Genomic DNA, 14,115 nt, shown 5'->3' with positions numbered 1-14,115 from the left:
GTGCGCACAGCGCACCCTACGCCTGTATCGCCGCAGGCGCTTGGGCGAGCAGGCGCTTGATTTCCGGGACACAGGAGCCGCAGCTGGTGCCGCACCTGAGTTCCTGCTTGAGACCATCTAGATCCAGACCGCGGGCGATGCCGGCACAGACTGCGCCTTCGCTGACGTTCAGGCAGTTGCACAGGGTCTTGCTGCGTGTCGTGCTGCTGGCGGCGCCCGGCGGGGTGGTCAGCGGCGCCAGCAGCCAGCGACGCAGGTCGGCATCGGCGCTGCCTGCTTCCCACAGGCCCTTGAGCCAGTCGCGGGCGACGGTTTCCCCGGCCAGGCGGATGGCGGTGATGCGTCCGTCCTCGATGCGTACCCGCTTGCCCACCGCCCGGCGCGGGTCGTCATAGGCCAGCACTGGGCCCTGATTAAGGCCCAGCAAGCGGTCGATCTGCGCCAGCCACTCGGGCTCGGGGGCCACGGCGCAGGCGGCGTTGATCAACAGCGCAGGGCGCTCGCGGCCGGTGAGGGTCAGACTGGCGTAGGCAAAGTCGTCGAACAGTGGACGCAGGGCCTGGAAGCGCTGCTGCACATTGCCTTCGACCAGGGCGAAGAAGGTCCAGGGCAGCTCGACCTTGTCCACCTCGACGCCGGCATGCTTGAGTTCGGGTTGCTTGGACAGCGGATCGAACGCCGGCTGAGTCAGTACATTGGTGCCCAAACCCTTGAGAAAGCGATCACCCCAGTGCATGGGCAGGTAAGCCTGGCCTGGGCGAATCCCCTCGTCGGCCTGCACCGGTAGGATCAGGCTGCCGCGGCGGCTGCGCACCTTGATCAGATCGCCGGCCTGCAGGCGGCGGCGGCGCAGTTCATCCGGGTGCAGGCTGAGCACGGCTTCCGGAACATGGCCGAACAGCCGCGCGGCGGTGCCGGTGCGGCTCATGCCGTGCCAGTGGTCGCGCAGGCGTCCGGTGTTGAGGGTCAGGGAGTAGCGGGTTTCGCGCTTCTCCTTGGCCGCGCGATAAGGCTCGGCCTGGAACTGCGCACGTCCGTTGGCGGTGGGAAAGCGGCCATCGCCATACAGGCGTGGTGTGCCGCTGGTGGCGCCGGCCGGGTACGGCCATTGCTGGGGACCTTGGTTGTCCAGCACCGCGTAGCTGAGCCCCGAGAGATCGAGGTCGCGCTGGGCGGTCAGGTGTTTGTACTCCTCGAACAGCTCTTGCGGGCTGTCGAAGGTGAACAGGCTTGGCAGGCCGGGGCGTAGCAGGTGTTCTAAACGACGGGCGAAATCTGTCGTGATGGCCCAGTCCGGCCGCGCCTCTACGGGCGCTGGCACGGCGCGGCGCACATGGCTGACGCGCCGCTCGGAGTTGGTCACAGTGCCTTCCTTCTCGCCCCAGCTGGCGGCGGGCAGCAGCAGGTCGGCATAGTGGCAGGTCTCGGTGGTGAAGAAGGCTTCCTGCACCACAACAAAGGGGCAAGCGGCCAGGGCTTCGTGCACCTTGTTCTGATCCGGCAGCGATTGTGCTGGGTTGGTGCAGGCAATCCACAGCGCCTTGACCTTGCCCTCGCGCACTGCCTCGAACAGCTCGATGGCGGTCAGGCCTGGACTCTCCGGCAGGCTGTCGATGCCCCAGTACTGCGCCACTTCGGCGCGATGCTCGGCATTGCCGGCATCACGGTGGCCCGGCAGAAGGTTGCTCAGACTGCCGGTTTCGCGCCCGCCCATGGCATTGGGCTGGCCGGTGAGGGAGAAGGGACCCGCGCCAGGGCGGCCGATCTGCCCGGTTGCCAGGTGCAGGTTGATCAGTGCGCTGTTCTTGGCGCTGCCGCTGCTGGACTGGTTGAGGCCCATGCACCAGAGCGAGAGGAAGCTGGGGGCGCGGCCGATCAGCATGGCGCATTGCAGCAGGCTGTCCTGGCTGATGCCGCACAGCTCGCTGACCATCTGCGGGTTATAGCCGTGCACCAGAGTCTTCAGGGCGTCGAAGCCTTCGGTGTGGGCGTCGATATAGCGCCGATCAATCAGGCCTTCCCACAGCAGGATATGCAGGATGCCATGCAGCAGGGCCACATCGGTGCCAGGCAGGATGGCCAGGTGCAGATCGGCCAGCTCGCAGGTGTCGGTGCGCCGTGGGTCGACCACTATGATCTGCATCTCCGGGCGGCGCGCCTTGGCTTCTTCCAGGCGGCGGAACAGCACCGGGTGGGCATAGGCCATATTGCTGCCGATGATCAGCAGGCAGTCGCTCTGCTCGATGTCCTCGTAGTTGCACGGCGGGGCGTCGGCGCCCAGGCTGCGCTTGTAGCCGACCACCGCCGAGCTCATGCACAGGCGCGAGTTGCTGTCGATATTGTTGGTGCCGACCAACGCCCTCGCCAGCTTGTTAAAGGCGTAGTAGTCCTCGGTCAGCAGCTGGCCGGAGATATAGAAGGCCACGCTGTCCGGGCCGTGTTCGCGGATGGTTTCGGCGAATACATTGGCGGCGTGGTCCAGGGCACTGTCCCAGTCCGTACGGGTGCGGGCCAGGCCCTTGCCCAGGCGCAGCTCGGGGTACAGGCCGCGGGCGTCGAGGTCGCCGGTCAGGTGCAGGCTGGCGCCCTTGCTGCAGAGTTTGCCGAGGTTGGCCGGGTGATTCGGATCGCCTTGTACGCCGAGGATCTGCTCGCCGTCATGTTCGAGCAGCACGCCGCAGCCGACACCGCAGTAGCAGCAGGTTGAAGCGGTGATTTGGCTCATGATTCAGGTTCTCCCCGGTAGGAGCGGCCCATGGCCGCGAGCGCTGTTCGCGGCCATGGGCCGCTCCTACGAGTAGGATTTACGCGCACTTCTCGGCGCTGTTCAGGGCCAGCTGTACGCGGCCGTTTTCCACCCGGGCGTGGTGCCGGTGGGCACAGCCCACATCCGGCGCCACGGCCTCGCCACTGTCCAGCTCGATCTGCCAGTTGTGCAGCGGACAGGCCACGCGCTTGCCGAAGATCAGGCCCTGGGACAGCGGCCCACCCTTGTGCGGGCAGCGATCATCCAGGGCGAAGACTTCATCGTTACTGGTGCGGAAGATGGCGATATCGCCTTTCGGCCCGGCAACAATGCGCGAGCCCAGCACGTTGATTTCTTCCAGGGCGCAGATATCCAGCCAGTTCATACGGTGGCCTCCTCAAGTTGCACGACCTTGATCGGTTCGAATTCTTTCTTCAGCAGCGGCTGTTCGATGCGTTCCTTCCACGGGTCCTGCTCGAACGACAAGGCGAACTGCAGGCGCGCGGCCAGGGCCTTGCGGTTGGCTTCGTCTTCCAGCACCGCCTTCTTGATGTGCTCCATGCCGACGCGCTGCATGTAGTGCACGGTGCGCTCCAGGTAGAAGGCCTCCTCGCGGTACAGCTGGAGGAAGGCGGCGTTGTACTCGCGCACTTCCTCGGCGGTCTTCACCTTGACGAAGAACTCGGCCACCTCGGTCTTGATCCCGCCGTTACCGCCGATATACATCTCGAAGCCCGAATCCACACCGATGATGCCGACGTCCTTGATGCCGGCCTCGGCGCAGTTGCGCGGGCAGCCGGAGACCGCCAGCTTGACCTTGTGCGGCGACCACATATTGAACAGGTCATGCTCCAGGTCGATGCCCAGCTGGGTGGAGTTCTGTGTGCCGAAGCGGCAGAACTCGCTGCCCACGCAGGTTTTCACCGTGCGGATGGACTTGCCGTAGGCGTGGCCGGAAGGCATATCCAGCTCCTTCCACACCGCCGGCAGGTCTTCCTTCTTGATGCCCAAGAGGTCGATACGCTGGCCGCCGGTGACCTTGACCATGGGCACCTTGTACTTGTCGGCAACATCGGCAATGCGGCGCAGCTCGGACGGGTTGGTCACGCCGCCCCACATACGCGGCACCACCGAGTAGGTGCCGTCCTTCTGGATATTGGCGTGGGCGCGTTCGTTGATCAGACGCGACTGTGGGTCGTCCTTGGCTTCGCCCGGCCAGGTGGAAATCAAGTAGTAGTTGAGCGCCGGGCGGCAGGTGGCGCAGCCGTTGGGCGTGCTCCAGTTAAGGAAGGCCATGGCCTGGCTCAGGCTGGTCAGGTGCTCATCGCGGATGGCTTTGCGGATCTGCCCGTGGTTGAGATCCGAGCAGCCGCAGATGGCCTTCTCGCTCTTGGGTTTGACATCTGCTGCGCCACCCACGGTGCTGATCAGGATCTGCTCGACCAGGCCGACACAGGAGCCGCAGGAGCTGCCGGCCTTGGTCTGCTTCTTCACATCATCCACCGAGAACAGGCCGTTTTCCTGGATGGCCTTGACGATGGTGCCTTTGCACACGCCGTTGCAGCCGCAGATTTCCATGCTGTCGGGCATATTGGCGGTCTTGTCGGCGCCCTGGTGGCCGACGTCGCCGATGGCGTTCTCGCCGAACATCAGGTGGTCGCGGATCTCGCTGACGTTGTGGTTCTCGCGGATCTGGCGGAAGTACCAGCCGCCGTCGGCGGTGTCGCCGTACAGGCAGGCGCCGACCAGCACGTCGTCCTTGATCACCAGCTTCTTGTACACGCCGCCGATGGGGTCGGAGAGGGTGATGGTCTCGGTGCCTTCACCGCCCATAAATTCGCCGGCGGAGAACAGGTCGATGCCGGTGACCTTGAGCTTGGTCGAGGTCACCGAACCCTGGTAGCGAGCAAAGCCGAGCTGGGCCAGGTGGTTGGCGCAGACCTTGGCCTGCTCGAACAGCGGCGCCACCAGGCCGTAGGCGATACCGCGGTGGCTGGCGCATTCGCCGATGGCGTAGACCCGAGGGTCGTAGGTCTGCATGGTGTCGTTGACCAGGATGCCGCGGTTGCAGGCGATGCCGGCGCTCTCGGCCAGGTCGCTGTTGGGGCGGATGCCGGCGGCCATCACCACCAGATCGGCGGGGATCACCTCGCCATCCTTGAACTTCACCGCGCAGACGCGGCCTTCGCCGTTGTCCAGCAGTTCGGCGGTGTGCTTGGGCAGGAGGAACTTCAGGCCGCGATCTTCCAGGGATTTTTGCAGCAGCTCACCGGCGGTGCGATCCAGTTGGCGCTCCAGCAGCCAGTCACCGATATGCACCACGGTGACGTCCATGCCGCGCAGCTTGAGGCCGTTGGCCGCTTCCAGGCCGAGCAGGCCGCCACCGATGACCACCGCGTGTTTATGGGTCTTGGCGGTGTCCATCATCATCTGGGTGTCGGCGATGTCGCGGTAGCCGATCACACCCTCCAGGTCCTTGCCCGGAATCGGCAGGATAAAGGGATTGGAGCCGGTGGCGATCAGCAGGCGATCGTACTCGGCCTCGCTGCCATCGTCGGCGATGACCAGGCGCTTCTTGCGGTCGATCTTGACCACCTTGCGCCCGAGCAGCAGCTTGATGTCGTTTTCCGCGTACCAGTTCAGATCGTTGAGCACGATCTCCTCGAAGGTCTGCTCGCCGGCCAGCACGGGGGAGAGCAGGATGCGGTTGTAGTTGGGGTGCGGCTCGGCGCCGAACACGGTGATGTCGTAAAGGTCGGGGGCGAGCTTGAGCAGCTCTTCGAGGGTGCGCACACCCGCCATGCCGTTGCCGATCATCACCAGCTTGAGTTTTTGCATGCCGGCCATCTCCTGAGTCATTGATCACGGAATAAGTGGCTGCCATAAGTGACAGGCCAGAAAACAAAAAAGGCGTCCCGCCAGTTACCTAGCGAGGACGCCTTTGTCCAAGTCCCGTTCTATCGGGAAGTGCAGCCTTCTACGTTGAGGGCCGCGCTTTTATTACATTGTGTCTGGGCTAATGCAGACCTTGTGCCAACTTGTGCCAGCTTATGAAAAGCCGCGTTTTTCTGGCTTTTCAGCCACTTGCATGGGGCTTTCGGGCCAAGGGCTGCACCTTTATCAGGCGCCTTGCGCTGCTTTGGTGCGTGCGCCAGGGTGGTGCGCGCTATTTAAGCAGCCAGAACAGCAGGGCCAGATTCAGCAGCAGGGAGGCCAAGGCCACGCTGCGCCAGACCAGCAACGGCTCGCGCTCCAGCAGCGGCCGCGGCGCGCTACTGAGGGACTGGCGCTCACCGCTCTCCAGGGCCAGCAGCCATTCCTCGGCGGTTTCAAAGCGCCGCGCCGGGTCGGCGGCCAGAGCGCGTGCCAGTACTTCATCGAGCCAGGCTGGCAGATCCGGGCGATAGCGGCTGGCCGGGGTCGGCTGGCCGAAGCGCGGGTGCTGGAAGGCCTCGATCTCGCCATAGGGGTAGTGGCCGGTGAGCATGTGGTAGAGGGTCACCCCCACAGCGTAGAGATCCTGCTGGGCGCTGGGGGCGCTGCCGCTGAAGGCCTCCGGGGCGATATAGCTTGGGGTGCCGGGCAGGCTGTGGGCTTCATCGCGGGACAGACCGGGGCAGTAGGCCAGGCCGAAGTCGAGCACGCGTAACTCGCCATCATCGCCCCACAGCAGGTTTTCCGGCTTGATATCGCGATGCAGGATATTGCGCCGGTGCAGCAGGCCGACGGCTTTGATCAGGCGCGGGGCGATATCCAGCCACTCGGCCAACTGCAGCGGGCCGCACAGGCGCAGGTGCTCGGCCAGGGTCTGGCCGCTGTAGGCGCGCTGCACGTAATACAGATGCTGGCGCTGGGGCACGGGGTGCAGCTCGGGAAAATGCCGCCCGGCCACCCGGCGCAGAAACCATTCCTCCAGCAGCAGGGCCGGGCCGGCCTGGGGATCATGGGCGCGACTGGCGGGCAGGGTCTTGAGCAGCCAGCTGCGTTGCTGTTCATCGCGCACCCGGTAGACCAGGGACTGGCGCGACTCGGCCAGCAGGCGCTCGATCTGCCAGCCTTCGAACAGGCTGCCCTCGCGCAGGCGCGGCGGCACCGACCAGTGGCTGAGCTGGGCCAGGGTGTCGGCCAGGTCGTGCTCGGGCAGGGCATCGATGCGCACCAGCAGGGCGCTGGCATTGTCCTGGCTGCCGGCCTGATGGGCGGCCTCGACCAGGGCTTGGCTGGCGGCCTGCAGATCTTCATGCTGCTGCAGGATGCAGGCGATGGCGCGGTCGTCCAGGCTGGCCCAGACGCCGTCGCTGAGCAGCACGAAGCATTCGCCCAGGCGCAGCTCGCCATCCAGATAGTCCATCACCAGATGCTGGTCCAGGCCCATGGCGCGCTTGAGCACATGCTGCATGCCAGGCTGCTCCCAGACATGCTCCTCGCTGATCGGCTCCAGCTGCCCGGCCAGCCAGCGGTAGACCCGGCAATCACCGACATGGGCCAGGGTAAAGCGGCGGCCCCTTACGACCAGGGCACTGAGGGTGGTGAGCAGCGGCTGGCCGCCGCTGCCGGCCAGCAGCCAGCGGTTGTGGGCCACCAGCACGCGGTCCAGGGACTGGCTGACCGCCCAGGTTTCCGGGGTGGAGTAGTAATCCAGAGCCAGGGCCTGCAGGGTGGCGCGTGAAGCCAGGCCACCATCGGCGCACTGGCTGACGCCATCGGCCAGGGCAAACAGATAACCCTTGCTCGCGGCCAGGGCTGGGGCCGGGGTGACCAGGCGCATGGCGTCCTGGTTTTCCGCCCGCGGGCCGGTGGCGCTGGTTTCGCCGAAGCTCAGTTGCAAGGCCATGACGAGGTTCCTGGATTGCTTGAACGAGAAGGGCTGAGGCAAAGGCGGGGCCAGACCCCGCGGCACGAGCGCGTTGTTGCCAACTTCACCCGCCTTTCCTGACCAGTGCAATGCCGCGCGGCCGATCGGTCCCGCCTTTGCCTCAAACCTTCATCTCGGGCGCAGGGTGGATCACGTTTTACCGATCCACCGTGATCATCAGGTGGATGAGAAAAGCGTCACCCACCCTACGTATCGGGTCAGACCCGGGCGGCGGTCACGGCCGCACTGCCCCAGGTGGTGCGCCAGCGCTTTTTCACCCCATACAGGCCGAACCAGGCCAGCACGCCGAGGCTGGCGAACAACCACAGGCCCAGCTGGTAGTCGCCGGTGTGCTGCTTGATGGCGCCGAGGCCCGCGGCCAGGAAGAAGCCGCCGATGCCGCCCGCCATGCCGATCAGCCCGGTCATCACGCCGATTTCCTTGCGAAAGCGCTGCGGCACCAGCTGGAACACCGCGCCGTTGCCGGCACCCAGGCCGAGCATGGCGGCGACGAACAGGGCCAGGGCCGCGGCGGAGCTGGACAGGTTGAAGCCCACGGCAGCGATGCACAGCGAGGCCAGGGTGTACATCATCAGCAGCGAACGGATGCCGCCGATGCGATCGGCCAGGGCGCCGCCCAGGGGACGCAGCAGGCTGCCGGCGAAGACGCAGGCGGCTGTGTAGTAACCGGCGGTCACCGGATTGAGGCCGTACTGGTCGCTGAAATAGCCGGGCAGGGCGCTGGCCAGGCCGATAAAACCGCCGAAGGTGACGCTGTAGAAGAACATAAACCACCAGCTGTCCCGATCCCCCAGGGCCTTGAGGTAGTCGCCTGCGGACTTGGGCTGTGCACGCTCGGGGGCATTCTTGGCGACGAGGGCGAAGATCAGCAGGGTCGCCAGCAGCGGGATCAGCGCCCAGCCGAACACGTTCTGCCAGCCGGACAGCGCCGCCAGACCCGGGGCGAACAGCGCCGCCAGCACGGTGCCAGAGTTGCCCGCGCCGGCGATGCCCATGGCCTTGCCCTGGTGCTGCGGCGGGTACCACTGCGAGGCCAGCGGCAGGGCGACGGCAAAGGCGGCGCCGGCGAAACCGAGAAACAGACCCAGCAACAGGGCTTGCTCGTAGCTGCCGATACCGATCTGCCAGGCGCAGAACAAGGCCACGATCACCACTACCTGGCCCAGTAGGCCGGCGGTTTTCGGCGACAGGCGGTCGGCGAGAAACCCCATCAGCAGGCGCAGCACGGCGCCGGCGAGGATCGGCGTGGCCACCATCAGGCCACGTTGCTGTGCATTGAGGTCAAGATCGGTGGCGATCTGAACCGCCAGGGGACCGAGCAGGTACCAGACCATAAAACTCAGGTCGAAATAGAGAAAGGCGGCGAACAGCGTCGGTGCGTGGCCGGATTTCCAGAAACTTGTATTCATCGAACACCTCATTCGGCAGTAAAGGGTCCCGGCCGGGTGCGACGCACCGTGGTCGTGGACACGGCGGCCGCAACCCGCCGGGGAGGTGCGGTGCTTGTGGCGCCACACCCTGGGGCCTGTGGCCTGTTCACGGGGGCAAACAGGTTCTGGCCGCAGCTGGGTTGAGTAGGTACAGGCGCAAGCCCTGGATCACAGGTCAGGCACCGGCCCCGAACACTGGGGCGTAAAACGCAAAACGCCGCATAAGCCGTGCGCCCGGGGGCGTGGTCTATGCGACGTCTTTGTCGTTTATGGGCAGCCGCCATTGGCTACTTGTAAGAGGGTATTAGCAAAAGCTGCGCCAACTTGTGGCGAGGGGTGAGAAAAAATCGGGCAACGCCCAGGGCGCGTCGATACCTCATGGCCCAGAAAGGCGCGAGACAGCCTGGGTGTGCGCTTGCAGGGAGCATGGGCCGGGGCTTTGCACGAAATGCCTGATAGCTGGGCGGTGAGCGCAGGGCAGGTTGCTCAATTGCGTCAGCGACCCTGCCGGACCGCACTGCGCTGGGGCGTGATGGCGCTTAGCTGCGCCTGGGTGCTGCAAAATAAGGCGTCGACCCGTGCGCCGCACCGGGATGGCGCGTAGTCGGAACCCGAGTCGTCCGCTCGGATCATTGCAGGCCAGAGTGCTGGCCTTGGGTGGTGCTGGCGCTACAGGGGTTGTGCGCTACAGCGCTGCTGGGTATGGACTTGGCTGCCGTCGGCGGCCTGGGTGGGGAGCGGGAGGGTGAGAAGGGCGATGGCGAGCAGACTGCTCATGCGCCCGGCCCGGCGGATATGGCTGCGCTTGGAGGGCATAGCGATTCCCCTGCTTGTTGTTATGTCCTAAGGCGTAGCAGAGCAATCGGAGGTTGTCACGTGAGATCGGTGAATTTAGATGAAGAATGGCAGAAACGGGCGATCAGGCTGGAGTTCGCGGAGAACTGGCGGCTATCCGGCCAGTTCTGTGGTCAGCCTAACCAGTTGACCTTGGGGAACTTGGCACTGAAGGCGGCGGGCATGGGCACTACCTTGCTCAGCTGGTAGTTGAAGAAGACAAAACCGGATTTGGCCATCGCCACCAGGGTGCCATCGGCGGGGCGGGTGATGCGGAAGGTGATATCGCCGCCGTAGGGGTTGAAGTCCATCACCCCGACTTCAAAAAGCAGCTGATCCCGGGCATGGGCTTCGGCGCGGTAGGTGGTGGCCAGATCGGTGACGATAATGCCGACACCATCGGCGCTGGTTTCCTCGATGCCGAACTCGAACAGAAAGCGCGCCCGGGCCTCGGAGATCATCGAAATCATCGAGTCGTTGCCCAGGTGGTTGGCACCATTGATATCGGTGACCCGCACGGTGAGCTGGGTGCTGTAGCAGTACTGGTCGTCGGGGAAATTGAGGGTCAGGCGGGCCATGGTCGAGTCTCAGTGGATAAGGCGGACAGTTTACCGGGGCCATGGTCCGTCTGCGCAAAAACCAGCTGTCATGGATAACAGAGAACGCGCAGTGAATGGGTAGGGTGCGCCGTGCGCACCAGCGCAGCGGCGGGTCACAGGTGCGCATGGCGCACCCTACGGTTCCGGGCTTTTAGGCCGCAGGCCGGTGCTGGCGCTGATAGAGAAACTCCAGCACCGCCGCGCGGTACTCGTGGTAGCGGCTGTCGTGGGCCAAGGCCATGCGCTCGCGCGGGCGCTCCAGCTCGACCTTGAGGATATCGCCCACGGTGGCCGCCGGGCCGTTGCTCATCATCACGATGCGGTCGGAGAGCAGCACCGCCTCGTCCACGTCATGGGTGATCATGATCACGGTGTTGCCCAGTTCGGCGTGGATCTCCATCAGCGAGTCCTGCAGGTGGGCGCGGGTCAGGGCGTCCAGGGCGCCGAACGGCTCATCCATCAGCAGCACCTTGGGCTGCATGGCCAGGGCGCGGGCAATGCCGATGCGCTGCTTCATGCCGCCGGAGATTTCGCTGGGGCGCTTGTGCTTGGCGTGGGTCATATGCACCAGGGCCAGGTTGTGCTCGATCCACTCGCGCATCTCGCGCCGGGATTTCTGCCCCTGGAACACCTGGCGCACCGCCAGTTCGACGTTCTCGTAACAGCTCAGCCAGGGCAGCAGGCTGTGGTTCTGGAACACCACGGCGCGCTCCGGGCCGGGCTCGTCCACTTCGCGGCCGTCGAGGATCACGCCGCCGTTGGTGGCCTGGTACAGGCCGGCGACTATGTTGAGCACGGTGGATTTGCCGCAGCCGGAGTGGCCGATCAGGGAGACGAACTCGCCCTTGGCAATCTTCAGGTTGACGTTCTGCAGGGCGCAGAACAGCCCTTTGTCGGTGGGGAAGTCGATGCCCACGCCGGTCAGTTCGAGGTGTGTTTGGCTCATGATGGTTCTCCTGATTAGCGCAGTACGGCGTTCTTGTCCCAGCTGAACAGGCGCTGGAGCAGGAGCATCAAACGGTCGAGGGCGAAGCCGATCAGGCCGATAACGATCACCGCCACCATGATCCGGCCGAGGGAGTTGGAGCTGCCGTTCTGGAACTCGTCCCAGATGAACTTACCCAGGCCCGGGTTCTGCGCCAGCATCTCGGCGGCGATCAGCACCATCCAGCCGGTGCCGAGCGACAGGCGCAGGCCGGTGAAAATCATCGGCAGGGCGGCCGGCAGGACGATGCGACGTACGTGGGTCAGGGATGACAGGCGCAGCACCTTGCTCACGTTGTTCAGGTCCTGATCGATGCCGGCCACGCCGACGGTGGTGTTGATCACGGTCGGCCACAGGCAGCACAGCGCCACGGTAAAGGCCGAGGTCAGGAAGGACTTGGCGAACAATGGGTCGTCGCTGACGTAAAGGGCGCTGACCAGCATGGTCACCAGGGGCAGCCAGGCCAGGGGTGAGACCGGCTTGAATACCTGGATCAGCGGGTTGATCGCGGTGTAGATGGTTTTGCTCAGGCCGCAGACGATGCCTAAGGGGATGGCGATCAGCGAGGCGATGACGAAGCCGGCCATCACCGTGTACAGGCTGGTAAAGATCTGCTGCACGAAGGTCGGCTTGCCGGTATAGGGGCGAGTCTTGATCTCGGCTTCCGGATTCTTTGCCAGCAGTGCGGCGTTGCGTTTCTCCTGGCGCTCGTAGAAGGCGCTGGCCTTTTCCTTTTCACGCAGGTGAGCGCTGACCAGGCCGCCGAATTGTTCGGACACCTGCAGCGGGCCGGGGAACTGGCCGAGGCTGGTCTGGATATTGTTGGCCAGGCCTTGCCAGCACAGGAGAAACAGCAGGATGCCCAGCAACGGCAGAATAATGGGCGGTGCCCAGCGCTTGATCAGCGCCGTGGCGCGGGCCGCCTTGAGGGTTTCTTGGATCGGGGTGGCGATGTTGGGGTTGCTCATCGTCCTGTCCTCTTGAAATCGGGGGAGGGAACCGGCCAGCCGGCTCCCGGGATGGATCAGAGCGTGGTGTCGCCTTTCAGGCCGATCTGGAACTGCTGCAGATAGGCGTTGGGCTGACGGCCGTCATAGACCACACCGTCGATGGTGTCGGCCAGCGGTGCGCGGAAGCCGTCGGTGTCGGCCGGCGGGAAATCACCGGCCTCGGCCTTGCCTTCGGCGACCAGCTCGGCGGCGGCTTCGCGGTAGATTTCTGGCAGGTACACGCGCTTGGCCATGTCGAAGTACCAGCTGTCCGGCTTGGCATCGGCGATTTGCCCCCAGCGGCGCATCTGGGTCAGGTACCAGACCGCGTCGGAGTAGTAGGGGTAGGTGGCGTGGTAGCGGAAGAACACGTTGAAGTCCGGTACTTCGCGCTTGTCGCCCTTCTCGAACTCGAAGGTGCCGGTCATGGAGTTGGCGATCACCTTGGCGTCGGCGCCGACGTATTCCGGACGGGAGAGGATTTCCACCGCCTCGGCGCGGTTGGCGTTGTCCCCCTCATCCAGCCACTTGCCGGCACGGATCAGCGCCTTGACCACGCGCTTGTGGGTCTCCGGGTTGGCTTCGGCCCAACTCTTGGACACACCGAAGACCTTTTCCGACATGTTCTTGCGGATGGCGTAGTCGGCCACCACCGGCACGCCGATGCCCTTGAATACCGCCGCCTGATTCCACGGCTCGCCAACGCTGTAGCCATGAATGGTGCCGGCTTCCATGGTGGCCGGCATCTGCGGCGGCGGGGTCACTGAGAGCAACGCCTGGGCGTCGATCTGGCCGCTGATATCGCCCTTGTGCGGGGCGTAGTAGCCGGGGTGAATACCGCCGGCCGCCAGCCAGTAGCGCAGCTCGTAGTTGTGGGTGGAGACCGGGAACACCATGCCCAGGTTGAAGGCCTTGCCGCCGGCGGCGAACTGGTCGATCACCGGTTTCAGGGCATCGGCCTTGATCGGGTGCACCGGCTTGCCGCCTTCCATGGGCACATGCTTCTTCATCTCCTCCCACACCGCGTTGGACATGGTGATGGCGTTGCCATTGAGGTCCATGGTGAAGGCGGTGACCACCTCGGCCTTGGTGCCGAAACCGATGGTGGCGCCGATCGGCTGGCCGGAGAGCATATGGGCGCCGTCCAGTTCACCGTCGATCACCCGATCCAGCAGCACCTTCCAGTTGGCCTGGGCCTCCAGGGTGACGTACAAACCCTCGTCTTCGAAGAAACCCTTTTCATAGGCGATGGCCAGGGGCGCCATGTCGGTGAGCTTGATAAAGCCGAACTTCAGTTCCTCCTTCTCCGGCTCCGCGGCCATGGCCAGGGGGGCGAGTAGCAGGCTGGCGCTGCAGGCCAGGCGAACAAACAGCTTCTTCAACGGTATGCGGTGATGCATGGCAATTCCTCAGTTCTCAGAAACGAAAAAAGACGTCGCAGACAACCCACTGCCGAGAGGCAGCGCTGGGTGTCTTTGACGTCTTTGTCAATTCGTCCCGATCACCGCCGTTGGCGACCCGAAGACGTGTAAGTGTTGCTGAGGAGGTATAAGCAAGGGGCTTGCCAGTTTTTATGCAGTGGTTCGAATGTCTGCGCTGGAACCTTTGAAATGACCTTGGCTTTATAAAATTAATCCTTTTTAATCATTGGCCTAA

General features: G+C 64.6%; 10 protein-coding genes. All 10 read right to left on the bottom strand.

The features are described 5' to 3' along the window. Positions 1-16: 16 nt before the first annotated feature. On the bottom strand, positions 17-2,725 hold the full coding sequence (locus tag GJV18_RS11690) for a nitrate reductase (protein ID WP_160345599.1): 2,709 nt from the start codon (positions 2,723-2,725) through the stop codon (positions 17-19). A 79-nt stretch (positions 2,726-2,804) separates the two neighbouring features. Beyond that, a complete protein-coding gene (gene nirD / locus GJV18_RS11685) occupies positions 2,805-3,131 on the bottom strand; it encodes a nitrite reductase small subunit NirD (protein ID WP_160345597.1) in 327 nt (108 codons plus the stop codon). Further along, positions 3,128-5,584: a nitrite reductase large subunit NirB gene (gene nirB, locus GJV18_RS11680; RefSeq protein WP_160345595.1), complete on the bottom strand. Its 2,457-nt coding sequence runs from the start codon at positions 5,582-5,584 to the stop codon at positions 3,128-3,130. Before nirB ends, nirD begins: the two co-directional genes overlap by 4 nt. A 328-nt stretch (positions 5,585-5,912) precedes the next feature. Beyond that, entirely contained in the window at positions 5,913-7,580 is a 1,668-nt protein-coding gene (locus GJV18_RS11675; RefSeq protein ID WP_160345593.1) for a bifunctional protein-serine/threonine kinase/phosphatase, read from the bottom strand. 239 nt (positions 7,581-7,819) lie between these two features. Next, on the bottom strand, positions 7,820-9,031 hold the full coding sequence (locus GJV18_RS11670) for a nitrate/nitrite transporter (RefSeq protein ID WP_160345591.1): 1,212 nt from the start codon (positions 9,029-9,031) through the stop codon (positions 7,820-7,822). Between the two features lie 690 nt (positions 9,032-9,721). Next, on the bottom strand, positions 9,722-9,868 hold the full coding sequence (locus GJV18_RS18530) for a hypothetical protein (protein WP_178113435.1): 147 nt from the start codon (positions 9,866-9,868) through the stop codon (positions 9,722-9,724). A gap of 152 nt (positions 9,869-10,020) precedes the next feature. After that, positions 10,021-10,464: a thioesterase family protein gene (locus GJV18_RS11665; RefSeq protein ID WP_160345589.1), complete on the bottom strand. Its 444-nt coding sequence runs from the start codon at positions 10,462-10,464 to the stop codon at positions 10,021-10,023. 172 nt (positions 10,465-10,636) lie between these two features. Continuing rightward, a complete protein-coding gene (locus GJV18_RS11660; RefSeq protein ID WP_160345587.1) occupies positions 10,637-11,431 on the bottom strand; it encodes an ABC transporter ATP-binding protein in 795 nt (264 codons plus the stop codon). Between the two features lie 14 nt (positions 11,432-11,445). Beyond that, complete coding sequence (locus GJV18_RS11655) at positions 11,446-12,438, bottom strand: ABC transporter permease (protein ID WP_160345585.1); 993 nt, start codon at positions 12,436-12,438, stop codon at positions 11,446-11,448. Between the two features lie 56 nt (positions 12,439-12,494). Continuing rightward, positions 12,495-13,859, bottom strand: coding sequence for a CmpA/NrtA family ABC transporter substrate-binding protein (locus tag GJV18_RS11650; protein WP_160345583.1), 1,365 nt, complete (start codon positions 13,857-13,859; stop codon positions 12,495-12,497). Between the last annotated feature and the right edge of the window lie 256 nt (positions 13,860-14,115).

Source organism: Pseudomonas xionganensis (assembly GCF_009763245.1).
Lineage (GTDB): Bacteria > Pseudomonadota > Gammaproteobacteria > Pseudomonadales > Pseudomonadaceae > Aquipseudomonas > Aquipseudomonas xionganensis.
Note: the sequence above shows the minus strand (reverse complement) of the source record. Positions and strands in the feature narration are given on the sequence as shown.

Bases quoted from the DNA above. Each gene is read 5' to 3' on its own strand.
- GJV18_RS18530 (WP_178113435.1), bottom strand. From the start codon at position 9,868: ATGCCCTCCAAGCGCAGCCATATCCGCCGGGCCGGGCGCATGAGCAGT.
- GJV18_RS11670 (WP_160345591.1), bottom strand. From the start codon at position 9,031: ATGAATACAAGTTTCTGGAAATCCGGCCACGCACCGACGCTGTTCGCC.
- nirD (WP_160345597.1), bottom strand. From the start codon at position 3,131: ATGAACTGGCTGGATATCTGCGCCCTGGAAGAAATCAACGTGCTGGGC.
- GJV18_RS11655 (WP_160345585.1), bottom strand. From the start codon at position 12,438: ATGAGCAACCCCAACATCGCCACCCCGATCCAAGAAACCCTCAAGGCG.
- GJV18_RS11650 (WP_160345583.1), bottom strand. From the start codon at position 13,859: ATGCATCACCGCATACCGTTGAAGAAGCTGTTTGTTCGCCTGGCCTGC.
- GJV18_RS11660 (WP_160345587.1), bottom strand. From the start codon at position 11,431: ATGAGCCAAACACACCTCGAACTGACCGGCGTGGGCATCGACTTCCCC.
- GJV18_RS11675 (WP_160345593.1), bottom strand. From the start codon at position 7,580: ATGGCCTTGCAACTGAGCTTCGGCGAAACCAGCGCCACCGGCCCGCGG.
- GJV18_RS11665 (WP_160345589.1), bottom strand. From the start codon at position 10,464: ATGGCCCGCCTGACCCTCAATTTCCCCGACGACCAGTACTGCTACAGC.
- nirB (WP_160345595.1), bottom strand. From the start codon at position 5,584: ATGCAAAAACTCAAGCTGGTGATGATCGGCAACGGCATGGCGGGTGTG.
- GJV18_RS11690 (WP_160345599.1), bottom strand. From the start codon at position 2,725: ATGAGCCAAATCACCGCTTCAACCTGCTGCTACTGCGGTGTCGGCTGC.